This window comes from Duganella aquatilis, assembly GCF_009674565.1.
Taxonomy (GTDB): Bacteria; Pseudomonadota; Gammaproteobacteria; order Burkholderiales; family Burkholderiaceae_D; genus Rugamonas; species Rugamonas aquatilis.
On the sequence record NZ_WKJL01000049.1, the window covers coordinates 1 to 11360 of the forward strand.

The 11360-nt window shown below is 68.0% G+C and carries 9 protein-coding genes; all 9 read right to left on the bottom strand.

The features are described from left to right. The coding region (locus GJ698_RS29695) for a hypothetical protein (protein WP_154361462.1) at positions 1-646 on the bottom strand (646 nt) is incomplete at its 3' end. Between the two features lie 207 nt (positions 647-853). Beyond that, the gene (locus GJ698_RS29700) at positions 854-2053 is read right to left on the bottom strand and encodes a glycosyltransferase family 4 protein (protein ID WP_154361463.1); all 1200 of its coding nucleotides are present in this window, start codon (positions 2051-2053) and stop codon (positions 854-856) included. Next, positions 2043-4955 carry a glycosyltransferase gene (locus tag GJ698_RS29705; protein ID WP_154361464.1) on the bottom strand — a complete coding sequence of 971 codons (2913 nt, stop codon included), beginning with the start codon at positions 4953-4955 and terminating at the stop codon, positions 2043-2045. The genes GJ698_RS29700 and GJ698_RS29705 overlap by 11 nt, the downstream gene beginning before the upstream one ends. A 9-nt stretch (positions 4956-4964) precedes the next feature. Next, positions 4965-6257: an FkbM family methyltransferase gene (locus tag GJ698_RS29710; protein WP_154361465.1), complete on the bottom strand. Its 1293-nt coding sequence runs from the start codon at positions 6255-6257 to the stop codon at positions 4965-4967. After that, complete coding sequence (locus tag GJ698_RS29715) at positions 6254-7489, bottom strand: ABC transporter ATP-binding protein (protein ID WP_371865476.1); 1236 nt, start codon at positions 7487-7489, stop codon at positions 6254-6256. The genes GJ698_RS29710 and GJ698_RS29715 overlap by 4 nt, the downstream gene beginning before the upstream one ends. Further along, positions 7486-8286 (bottom strand): ABC transporter permease, encoded by an 801-nt coding sequence (locus tag GJ698_RS29720; RefSeq protein WP_154361466.1) that lies wholly within the window; start codon positions 8284-8286, stop codon positions 7486-7488. Before GJ698_RS29720 ends, GJ698_RS29715 begins: the two co-directional genes overlap by 4 nt. 126 nt (positions 8287-8412) lie before the next feature. After that, a complete protein-coding gene (locus GJ698_RS29725; RefSeq protein ID WP_154361467.1) occupies positions 8413-9162 on the bottom strand; it encodes a Crp/Fnr family transcriptional regulator in 750 nt (249 codons plus the stop codon). Between the two features lie 79 nt (positions 9163-9241). Further along, a complete protein-coding gene (locus GJ698_RS29730) occupies positions 9242-10453 on the bottom strand; it encodes a tetratricopeptide repeat protein (protein ID WP_154361468.1) in 1212 nt (403 codons plus the stop codon). Then, positions 10450-11360, bottom strand: a 911-nt coding sequence (locus GJ698_RS29735; RefSeq protein WP_166454969.1) for an adenylate/guanylate cyclase domain-containing protein, incomplete at its 5' end; no start/stop codon positions are given. The genes GJ698_RS29735 and GJ698_RS29730, both read right to left, overlap by 4 nt.

Here is an 11360-nt window from a genome sequence, read left to right on the forward strand (position 1 = left end):
GCTGCTGGCCGTCGGCGCGCGCGGCGTGCCACGCCAGCAGTTGTTGCAGCGCGCCGGCGGCCAGCAGCGGCGCGCCGTAAAACAGCAGCGCGCGCTGCGGATTGGTCCAGAACACCAGAGCCGTCAGCACGGCGGTGGCGGCGGCCCACGGCAGCACGGTGGCGCGGCGCGCCTGGCTCAGCGACCAGTAGGCCACCAGCAGGTAGCAGGCCATGTAGTACAGCGAGCCATACGCCGCCTGCCCGTAGATGTGCTCGGCCATGATCAGCGACATGCCGGCCGACACCACCAGCATGCCCACCAGCCGCGCCAGGCGGCTCTGCTCCAGCAGGCCGGTCAGCAGCCAGCTGGCGTGCAGGATCAGCGCGGCGGAGACGATGTCCGAGGCCGCGTGCGCCAGATAGCCGTTATGCATCCAGTGCAGCAGCGGAATGATGAAGGTGTGGGTGTTGAGCACCCACAGGTCGCCATTGACGTAATTCCAGTCGCGCGGGAAGTATTGGCCGGTGTCGACGATTTCCTGCGCCAGCAGGTTCTTGACGGCGGAATCCGAGTGGTACACCAACTGATAGTCGATCACCAGATAAAACGCCAGCAGCACAATATTGATGCCAAGCAGCAGCAGTAACAAGCGTTGGATCAGCATCCCGCTTGGGGCCAGGCGTGGCAGCATAGGTTAGATGTGTAAAGTTAGGTAAAGTGGACGGTAGTATAAAGCAGCATTGTGAAATAGGCAACGCGCTGCCGGCGCCGCCCGGCGCCGGCCGAACGGGCGAAGAAGCGCATAAACAGGGACTTGCAGTGGTTTTCCGGCGGCCGCCGGCGGCCGGAAAATTTGTGATAATTTGTAAGATTAAGGCAGTTTGACGGGGGCGCGCCGATACCACTGCTCACCCAGGATGCAGGCCAGCAGCTGACCGGTGCTGGCGGCCCAGTCGAGGCGCGGCATGGCGGCCGAGGCGGGCGCCTGGCCGGCGCTGTGCAAGGCCATCCAGTCGGCCAGCGCGGCGGCCAGCTGGGCGCCGTCGCTGGCGCTGAAATACCAGGCGTGCTGGCCGGCTACTTCGCGGAACACGGCGAGGTCGCGGGCAATGACCGGCAACCCGTGCTGGGCCGCTTCGATCAGCGGCAGGCCATAGCCCTCGCCGCGCGAAGCCGCCAGCAGGGCGCTGCTGGCGCGGTACAGCTGCAGCAGCAGTTCGTCGCTGGCGCGTTCCAGCCAGAACAGGCGGCGGCCTTGCTCGGGATGGCGGCGCAGGCGTTGCGCCAGCGCTTCCATGCGCCAGCCCGGCTTGCCGACGATGACCAGGTTCAGCTGCGTCTCCTGTTGCCACAGCAGCTCCAGCGCATCCAGCGCCTGGCCCTGCATCTTGCGCGGCTCCAGCGTGCCGACCATCAGCAGCGTCGGGCGCTGCGCCAGTTGCGTCAGCAGCGCCGTCTCTGCTTCAGTGACGCCGCTGGTGGGCTGGGTGGCGGCCAGGTCGGCGCCCAGCGCGGCGCAGCCCACCTGCAGCGGCAGCGTGCGTTGCGGCGGATGGTCTTCCAGCCACGCCAGCAGATCGTCGGCCGTGGCCTGGGCGTTGCAGATCAGGCCGTCGGCCAGTTCGGCCACCGCCTGCAGCCAGTGGCCGAAGGCGGTCGCCAGGCCGTCGACAAACCAGCCCGGCTGGCGCACCGGCAGCAGGTCGTAGACCATGAAGTACAGGCGCACGCCGTGCTGGCGCAGGTTGGCCAGCACGGCGCGGTTGCGCACCACGCTTTCCAGGCTGAGGTCGATGGCGACAAACAGGTCGCCGTCGTTGACGTGCAGCGCCTGCTCCTGGCCGGCGGGCGCGGCCGCGTAGCGCGGCTGGCCCTGCTCGTCCTGCCGCACCACCGCGTAGGCGTAGTAGCCGCCGGCGTCGTACACCGGCCGCACCGTGTGGCCGGCCGGCGGCGCGGCCAGCAGCGCCTGCAGCATGCCGCGCACCACCCGCTGGATGCCGGAACGGGCGTCATGTTGCACCAGTTCCGACAGATCGAGCAGCAGCTGCGGCGGGGCCTTAGCGCACATCGGCGGCTCCCATGGCCGGCAGGTCGGCCAGCGCCAGCACGGTGACGCCGCGGTTGCGCAGCCACAGCGCCGGCGCCGGCGCTTGCGGGTCTAGCGCCACGATGCTGTCGCCGCGCTTGATGTCGGCTACGGCGTCGTCCATCGCCAGGTCGCCACGGCCGATCAAGGCCAGCGTGCTGCGGCGCGCATACTGGTAGCTGTCGTCCACGCGCTGCACCGGTTCGACGCGGTAGCCGGCCGGCGGCGTTTGCAGCAAGGCCAGCAATTGGGCGCGCGCGGCCGCGTCGTCCTGCGTGCCGCTGACGTCGACCAGCATCTGCGGCAGGCCGGTGGCCGGGGCGTTGGCCACCAGCGCGCCGGCGACGTCGACCCAGTCCTGCTCGGACGGCCCGGCGGCGGTGCTGATGTCGCCCAGGCCGCGCACCAGCAGCTCGTACTGCGCGCGCGGGCTGTGGCGGGCAAACTGTTCGATCGCCTCATGGTAGGCGGCGCCCACGGCGGCCGGGTGGTGCACGCGCTGCATGTACTCGACCGCGTTGTCCACCAGCTGCGTGGCCAGCGCCGGCTGGTCGCGCAGGCGCAGGATGGCCGCGCTCAGTTCGTCGTCGCTGAATTCGTCGCGCAGCTTGAGCACCACGTGGTCCGGCATTTCCGCCGCCGAGCCATGGGCGTTGATGATGGTCGGCAGGCGGTAGGCCAGGCTGTCGAGGATGGTGCCGGAGGTTTCGCCGCGCGACCGGCTGCGCAGCTGCACGGCGCAGTCGGCCGCCGCCAGGTAGGTGCGGAACAGCTCCATCGAGACAAAGCCGGTGATCTGCACATTGCGCTGGCCGGCCATGCGCGCCGACAGCGCGTTGCCGAACGGGCCGACATGGTTTTCGCCGACAAACACCAGGCGGCAGTTGGCGTCGCCGGCCAGCTCGGAATTGATCCACGCCTCCAGGATTTTTTCATTGCACTTGGTGATGGCGATCAGGCCGAACGAGCACACCAGGAAATCCTTGTCGGTCAGGCCCAGCGCGGCGCGCGCGGCGGCGCGGTCCAGCGGGCCGGGCAGGGCGCGCAGCAGCGGGATGTAGCGCCAGTCGTCGGATTTGCCGGGGCCGTACCAGCGGTTCGCCAGCTGCTTCGAGTAGCTGGAATGGACGATGATGCCGGCCGCATGGTCCAGCACCGGCAGATTGCACGGATACTGGTAGTAGGACGCTTCGCGGCCCTCGGCCTGTTCGTGCAGCAGCGCGCCGTAGCCGTGCGACTGGTACAGCATGCGGCCGTAGGCGTTGGCCTCGCGGTTCAGCGACGACAGGTAGTGCACCGCGCCGCTCAGGTAAAAGTCGTGCAGCACCACCACGCCCGGATGGCGCTTGACCAGCTCGAACATGTGGGCGTGGAAGCCGGAATTGCCGAAGTGGTAGAGCACGCGGTCGTAGCGGTCGGCGTTGGCGTCGAACCATTCGCTGCTGCGCACCGGGAAATTGGCCTCGACCCAGCGTTCCTTCACCTCGGTCTGGTTGACCACCACCTCGATGTCGTAATAGCGCGCCAGTTCCGGCAGCAGCTCGATGCTCTGGTCGGCCACGCCGGTGCGCTCCGGCGGCAGCGGCGACACGTAGGCCAGGCGCGGACGGCGCGCGCCCGGCGCCTGCGGCGCCAGCGCCACGCTGGTGCGCCGCGCTTGCCGGCGTTGATCGTGCACCTGCTCGAAGGCGGCCAGCGTGGTCTTGGCGCTGGCGTCCCACGAGAACAGCTTGGCCTGTTCCAGGCCGTGCGCGCGCAGGTCGTCGGCAAACGCCGGCGTGGTCAGCACCTGGTGCATCTTGGCGCTGATGTCGGCCACCTTGTTCGGATCGAACAGGGCGTCGGCGCGGCCGATCACTTCCGGAATGCTGCTGTTGTTGGAGCCGATCACCGGCACGCCGCAGGACATCGCTTCCAGCGCCGGCAGGCCGAAGCCTTCCTGCAGCGACGGGAACACGAACAGCGCGGTCAGGTTGTACAGCGACACCAGGTCGTCGTCGGAGACAAAGCCGGTCAGCACCACATCGCCTTGCGGGAGGTTGAACTTGTCGGCCAGCGCCAGCAGGCGCAGCTTGTCTTCCTGGCGGATGCTGCACACCACCGCCAGCTGGTATTGCTGGCGCAGCGCGGCCGGCAGCTGGGCGTAGGCCTCGATCAGGCCTTCGATGTTCTTGCGGTAGTCGATGCCGCCGGTGTACATGATGAACGGGCGGGTCAGGCCGAAACGCTGGCGCAGCGCCAGTTCCGCCTCGGCCGACATCCCGCGCGGCACGAAGATGGTGTCCACCGCCGACGAGATATTCACCACCTGCTGTGGCGGCAGCTGCAGCGCATCGAGCGCCTCGCGCCGCGAGTAGCCGGAAATGGCCAGCAGCAGCTCGGCGTTCTTCAGGCTTTGCAGCTTGCGGTAGTACCAGTTGGCGACGTTGGGATCGGTCAGGTAGGTTTCTTTGCGGATCAGCGGAATCAGGTCGTACAGCGTGACGGCGGTGTCGAAGTTGTTACGGCTGTGCAGCGCCGAGGTGCTGGCGTCCTCGCCCAGGCCTTCGAACAGGCTCGACATGTGGACCACGTCCGGCTTCAGGCTGGCCAGATAATGTTCGCGCAGCTGTTCGGCGGCGCGCAGGCGCCAGTGGTTCAGCGGCTGGTGCTCCCAGATCTGCGCCGGCAGCGTGTAGCCGCTGATCTGGCTTTGCGGCATGAACTGGCCCAGCCTCTGGCGCAGGTTGGCCACGGCGTCCGGGAAGTGGTGGTTCACCGCCACGTGCAGCTCATGGCCGCCGGCCTGGCGCAGCATCCCTTGCAGCAGGGCCATCGAGTAACGGCCGATGCCGCGGTTGGTGCTGGAGCCCTGGCAGGCTTGCAGGTCGATTACGATACGCATAGTGGTCGATCAGGAATGAGGGGCCTGGCGGCGGGCGCGGCGCAGGTCGTCGAAGACCTGGCGCGCCGCTTCCGGCAGGCTGTCCAGGTCGGCAGGCACGGGCGCCGCGGCGGCCGCATGGGTATGGTTCAGTTGCAGGCGCAGCTTCAGCGCGCGCATCAGCGGCACCATGAACGGCAGGCGCGCGATGTTACGGCGCAGGAAGAACGACAGTTTGGGCCGCGCGTTGACGTAGCGCAGCGCGTAGCCGGCCAGGCCTTTCACGCGGCGCAGCACGGCGCCCACTACGCGGCGCGGGAACGCGCGCAGCCAGGCGCGCAGCTTGGCCAGCTTGAACTTGCCTTCGCGCAGCGGCCGGGTGAGGCGCCACGACAGGCTGGCGTATACCGCGCCCAGCGTCTGCTCGGCGACGTCGGCGGCGGCGGCGCGCGCGTTCAGGTGCGGCAGCTGGGCTTCGGCGCGGTGGGCGCGGCCGCTCATCTCCGCCAGCTGCTGCTCGGCGCGGTTGGCGCGCTGCTGTTCGGCGTCCAGCCGTTCGAATTTCTCGCGCCACTCGCGCACGTGCGCCTGGGCCCAGATACGCGACTCCTGCGACGCCGCTTCCGCCTCGGCGGTGCGGCGGCGCCATTCGGCCAGCGGATGGCTGTAATGGTGGTCTTCGGCCAGCACGAAGTCGTCGGCCGGGTGCGGCGGCAGCGTCAGCGCGGCGGCCAGCGCCGCCTGCTCGTCGGCCAGGTAGAACTGGTTGTAGCCGTCGGCGTAGGCCAGGCGGTAGCGCGCCGCCAGCAGCGCGTCCAGCGGCGTGACGCCGTCGGCGCGCAGCACGATGATCCACGGCCGCCAGCGTTGCAGGTCGAGTCCCGCCAGCGCGGCGCTGTCGGCCAGGCGCAGGAAATGCAGTTCGCCGTCGAGGTGCTGTTCGCAGATCGCGTTCAGCGTTTGCAGCTCGACCAGGTGCTGCACCACCGCGCGGCCGGCGTCGCGCTGTTGCTGCGCCAAGGCGGCGTCGAAGGTCGAGGCGCCGGGCAGCTCGACCTGGTACCAGGCGCGCTGGCCCGGCGCGGCGGCGGCGGCCAAGGCCAGGTTGGTGTCGGCCGGGCGGGCGATGCGCAGGCGGCGCAGCAGCGCCGGCGCGGTTTCCAGGTTGACGCCGTGCCAGCCGCGCGCGTAGAACGCCTGGGTGGCGTTGCTGTGCAGCGGATCGCCGGCGGCGGCGTCAAGGTAACGGCCGTGTTCGATGTGGCCCAGCGCGCGCATCAGCAGCACGTCTTCGCAGTTGTGGGCGTAGGAGGTCAGGCTCATGGTTGGGCAACTCCGTGTTCGATCTCGATGTCAGGATTGAGCCAGGCGGTGCCTTCGAAGTAGCTGTGCTGGAGGTTCATCACCTCGAACACCAGCGCCAGGTCGCGCCATTCGTAGTTCTGGCCCAGGTGGTTGTCGCTGCTGTGCAGCGCGGTGGCGACCGAGTAGCTGCCCGGTCCCAGCAGCAGCGGGAAGCGCCAGTGGGCGCGGAAGCGCTGGCCGGCGCGCATGCCGTTCAGCGGCGCCAGCTTGTGGAAGGTGTTGGTGCCGAACACCGCCTGGCCCAGCCGGTCCTTGATGCGGAAGCCCAGCGTCAGTTCCGGGATGTCGGCGTGGATCGCCACCTCGATGCACAGGTCGACGTCGGTGCCGGTGCCATGCACCTCGGCCGGCGTGCCGTCCTGCTTCAGCAGCGCGATCGACTGCACGGTGGCTTCGCCGGTGCCGGAGATGGTCTGCACCTTGCCGCTGTCCAGCGTTTCCTGGCGCACGTCGACGCCTTCGCGTTCGGCCAGCATGGCGTTGTACAGGTCCATGATCTCCTCCGGCGTGCCTTCCTTGCTGACGCGGCCCTTGTCGAGCAGGATGGCGCGGTCGCAGATCGACTGGATCGCGCCCTTGTCGTGCGAGACGATCAGCAGCGTCGTGCCTTCGCTGCGGAAGGCGCGGATGCGTTCGAAACTCTTGTGCTGGAAATAGGCGTCGCCGACCGACAGCGCCTCGTCGACGATCAGCACGTCCGGGCGGCGCGCGGTGGCCACGGCAAACGCCAGCCGCATCTGCATGCCGCTGGAGTAGACGCGCACCGGCTGGTCCAGGTATTCGCCGATCTCGGCGAAAGCCTCGATGTCCGGCATCAGGCGGGTGACGTCGTCGGCGCTCAGGCCGATCAGCTGGCCGGCCATGTAGGCGTTCTGGCGGCCGCTGAAGTCCGGATGGAAGCCCATGCCCAGTTCCAGCATGGCGGCCACGCGGCCGTGCATGGCGACGCTGCCGGTGGTCGGCGCGGCGGTGCCGGTGATCAGCTTCAGCAGCGTGCTCTTGCCGGCGCCGTTGATGCCGATGATGCCGAGCGCCTGGCCCGGTTCGACGCTGAAGCTGATGTCCCGCAGCACCCAGATGTCCTGGTGCCGCGGCGTCGACGGCAGCAGCCATTCCAGCAGGCGGGCGCGGTGGCTGGGGTAGCGCTTGTAGGCCTTGCCCAGGTTCGATACTTGAATGCTGCCGTTCACAGTTCGTCCACCATTTCTCCCGCGCGGCGGCGGAACAGTTGCATGCCCAGCAGGCACAGGATCAGCGCCAGCACGGCGGCCGGCAGCAGGCTGCCCCAGTGCGGCAGGCGGCCGTTGACCAGGATGTCCTGGTAGCCCTGGATCAGCGGCGCCATCGGGTTGTAGGCCAGCAGCGGGCGGACGTCGTCCGGCAGCACGCTGGCCGGGTAGACCACCGGCGTGAACCAGAACCAGAATTGCAGGCTGATCGAGAAGAACTGGCCGACGTCGCGGAAGAACACATTCAGCACGCCGAGGATCATGCCGAGGCCGATGGCCAGCAGCACCTGCAGCGCCAGCAGCGGGAACACCGCCAGGAACACCCAGCCGGGGAAGTTGCCGGAGATGAGCAGGAAGGCGGTGAACAGGCCGAAGATGATGGCGAAGTTGACGCCGGCGTTGCACACCACGATGATGGGCAGGCACAGGCGCGGGAAATTGATTTTCTTGATCAGGCCGGCGTTATCGAGGAACACCGATTGCGCCTTGGTGGTGATCTCGGCAAACAGGTTCCAGGTCAGCACGCCGGCGCACAGGTAGATGCTGTAGGCGAAGGCCGAGCTGGCGCCGGGCAGGCGGTTGTGCATCACCTGCGAAAAGATGACCGTGTAGACCACGATCATGGCCAGCGGATTGAGCACGGTCCAGGCGGCGCCGAGAATCGAGTTGCGGTATTTCGACTGGAATTCGCGCTGCACGCTGCCGAGGATGAAACCGCGGTAGTTGGCGATATTCTGCAGGCGGCCGAGGACGATCATGGTCGGGCTCCCGGCGTACGGTGGAACAGGCTGTGTGATGTCATGGGTTGGGACTATGTGCCGCCGCGCGGGCGGCGTGGAAAAAAGCGCGCAATTATACCGTGCATACTCTGCATGCCGCGCCCGTCAAGAGCCTTCGACCAGCTTTTGCAGTCCTTGCGGATCGACAATCACCAGCCCCTGGCTGCCTTTCTGGATGATGCCTTGCTGCACCAGCGAGGTCAGCGCGCGGGTCACGGTCTCGCGGCTGGTGTTGATCATGTTGGCGATGTCCTGGTGGGTCGGCAGGTTTTTCACCATTTCCGGCTCGCCTGGCTGTTCCGATGGCGATTTCATCTGCACCAGATAGGTATAAATGCGGCGCGTCGTGTTGTTGATGCTGAGCAGCGAGCGGAATTCCGAATCGCGCTGGATCTTGGCGGCCAGATGGCGCAGCATCAGGTTGGCCACCGACGGCGAGTGCGAGAACAGGTGCAGCGCGGCCGGCGCCGGCAGGAACGCCACCAGCACCGCGCTCATTGCCACCACCGAGGCGGTGCGCTGCGAACCGTTGATGACCGCGATTTCGCCGAAGAAGTCGCCTGGCGCCAGCATGCGCAGGCCGATCGCGCGGCCGTCCTCGGTGACGTCGATCACCTGCAGCTGGCCGGACAGCAGGAACAGCAGGCCGTCGCCGGCCGCGCCCTTCTGCAGCACGATGTCGCGCTTGGCGTACTGGCGGAAGCGCAGTTCCGGCTTCAGCCGCTGCACTTCCTCGTCGCTCAGGCCCGCCAGCAGCGGAATGCGGCGCAGGTGCACCTGCACATTCTGTGCGGACGCTTCGTTGCCTTCGGCTGCGGGCGGGGCCAGCTGGTCGGTGTTGGTCGGTTTGTTCATCGTCTGTACTACTGCCTAAACGTTACTTATACACAATTTTGGCGGCAAAGCCGCACATTGTTGCAGTTTGTTGCAGCTGTCACAGGTTGGCCCAGCGCCAGCTCAATTGGATCTGATGCGCATCGTACTGGAAGATCGAGATGTTTTCGCGGTTGCGCACCTGGCGCCATTCCAGCTGCAGGCTCTGGTCACGCCGCAGCGCATAGCTCAGCACGGTGCGCAGCACCACGTTGTTCTGCTTGCGCGCCACATTGATCAAGCCCGGCGAATACTCGTTCTGTCCGCTCCAGCGCTGGCCGGTCAGCTCCACTTCGGCCTGCAGCGAGTCGCGCACCATGCGCCGGCCGTACAGCCGCGCCGACCAGCCGGTGCGGTCGCCGCCCGGACGCTCGGCGCTGCCGAGGTCGCGCTGGTAGCCGAACGCCGCCTGCGCCTGGCTGCTGTCGTTGTGGAAGCCCAGCACATTGCGCAGTTCCAGCGTGGTCGAATCGAAATTGGCCAGGGTTTTATAGCTGGTGCGGGTAACGCTGCCCAGCAGGTTGAAATCGTAGCCCTTGGGCAACTTCAACGGCGGCGCCGCGCGCAATTGCAGCTGCGCCTGCTCCTGGTAGAGCGCGCCGCCCAGCGTCAGCGCGCCCAGCAGCGCCGAACTGCGCATCTGCCAGCGCGACAGCTGCCACGGGTGCTCGGCGCCGACAAACAGCGACATCGAATTATAGGCCGACAGGCGGTCGTACTGGCGCAGGTGGGCCTGGGCAAACGCCAGGTCGCCATCGGCGTTGAGGTCGCGCAGGTAGTCGCCCGACACCACGCTGTAGTGGTCGCTGTGCGGCTTGTACTCGGGCAGCAGTTCCAGCGGCACGCCGTTGCTGTCGGTAAATACCGGGAAGCTGGCGCCCTGGTTGACGTTGCTGTCGTAGCCGCGCGCGGCGTTGACGCCCCACAACACTTGCGCCTGCCATTGGTAGCAGCCTTGCTCGCGCTGCTGCCGGATGATGTCGCGGATGCCCTGCGGCGGCTGGTACTCGCGCTCGATGCGCTGGAACAGCGTCTCGGCGTCGGCGTCGTGGCCCAGCGCGCACTGGATCATGGCCAGGTCCAGCCATTCGCCCGCGTGCTGCGGCCCGCGCGCGATCAGGCGCTCCAGGATCAGGCTGGCGTCGGCGCGGCGGCCGTCGGCGATCGACTGCATGGCGGTCAGATACAGGTCTTCGTCGACTGGCGCCTGTTGGGCGCAGGCCAGGGTGGCCAGCCACAGGCCGCCCAGCAGGGCTAACAGGTATTTCTTCACAAAACTCCTTGTTGCGGCATCTGCGCCACCAGGGTGTACAGGGTCGTCGGGTGCTCCTTGCCGCGCAACGTCAGCTCGCCGATGCGACTGAGCTGATGGCGCCGGCACAGGGCGGCGGTGCCGGGACCGATAATCACATCGTGCGGCAGATCGCGCGCGGCGGTTTCCAGCCGCGACGCCACGTTGACGCTGTCGCCGACCGCAGTATAAATGCTGCGCGCCGCCGAGCCGAAATCGCCGGCCATGGCTCGGCCGCTCTCGATGCCGATGCGGACCCGGATCGGCGCCAGGCCCTGGCGCTGGCGCGCGGCGTTGAAGTCGGCCATGCCGGCCAGGATCGCGGCGGCCGCATCGAGCGCCTGGTCGGCGTGGTCGGGCACCGGCAGCGGCGCGCCCCAGAACGCCACCAGGCCGTCGCCGGTGAATTTGTCCAGCGTGCCGTGGGCCGCCAGCACCGGGCCGGTCAGGCAGTCGAGGAAGGCGCGCGTCAGCTCGGCCGCCTGTTCCAGCGGCAGCGCCGCCACATGGCTGGTGTAGCCCTGCATGTCGGCGATCAGCGTGGTGACTTCGCAATGGCTGGGCTTGAGCGGGTCCGACAGATTGCTGCGCAGCAGTTCGTCGACGACGGCGTCGGCCACGTACTGGCGCAGCGTGTCGAGCAGGCGGCGCGACTGGCGTTGCGACATCTGCCACGCAAACGGCACGCCGACCGCCAGCAGGAACAGGTTGCCGAGCAGCGGGCCGCTGACGCCGAACACGGCGTCGTGCGGCGCCATGGCCCAGGCCAGCGCCAGCCACAGCGCCGAGGCGGCCGCCAGCACGGCGACATTCACCAGCGCCGAGGTGCGGCGCAGCGTCCAGCTGGCGACGGCGATGGTGGTGGCGGCGAACAGCACGGCGATGGCGC

Coding starts and splice junctions, on each gene's coding strand:
- GJ698_RS29700 (WP_154361463.1), bottom strand. CDS start 2,053: ATGTGCGCTAAGGCCCCGCCGCAGCTGCTGCTCGATCTGTCGGAACTG.
- GJ698_RS29720 (WP_154361466.1), bottom strand. CDS start 8,286: ATGATCGTCCTCGGCCGCCTGCAGAATATCGCCAACTACCGCGGTTTC.
- GJ698_RS29710 (WP_154361465.1), bottom strand. CDS start 6,257: ATGAGCCTGACCTCCTACGCCCACAACTGCGAAGACGTGCTGCTGATG.
- GJ698_RS29705 (WP_154361464.1), bottom strand. CDS start 4,955: ATGCGTATCGTAATCGACCTGCAAGCCTGCCAGGGCTCCAGCACCAAC.
- GJ698_RS29725 (WP_154361467.1), bottom strand. CDS start 9,162: ATGAACAAACCGACCAACACCGACCAGCTGGCCCCGCCCGCAGCCGAA.